The organism is Bacillus pretiosus (assembly GCF_051294775.1).
GTDB lineage: Bacteria > Bacillota > Bacilli > Bacillales > Bacillaceae_G > Bacillus_A > Bacillus_A wiedmannii.
This window is the reverse complement of sequence record NZ_JBPPHF010000355.1, coordinates 1-293: the sequence shown is the minus strand read 5'-3', so window position 1 is coordinate 293 and position 293 is coordinate 1. Positions and strand designations below refer to the sequence as shown.

1 pseudogene is annotated in these 293 nt (G+C 33.4%); it reads left to right on the top strand.

Going from position 1 to position 293, the window contains the following annotated elements:
- Positions 1–86: 86 nt before the first annotated feature.
- Positions 87–293 (top strand): annotated as a pseudogene (locus ACSG5Z_RS31240) (acyl-CoA dehydrogenase family protein); the annotation flags it as partial.

The following is a 293-nucleotide window of genomic DNA, read 5'->3' as shown; positions in this document are numbered from 1 at the left end:
CTTCTGTTTTCAAAAATAAGTAATTCCACTCATCGTAGACGAGCATACGTAGTAGCAAGTAAGGCCGAAAAGATAGGGGGATTCAGATGGAGAAAACAAAGTTACCGTGGGATGAATTTTTTTCACTTAATAAAGATGTGAATTATACTTTCTTTACGCCAGAAGATTTTTCAGGAGATGAAGATTTAATCGCAAAAACGACAGAACAATTCGTTAAACAAGAAATTGTTCCACAAAAGGAGAATATAGAACAACATAACAAGAAAATTTCTCGTCAATTATTTGAGAAAGCT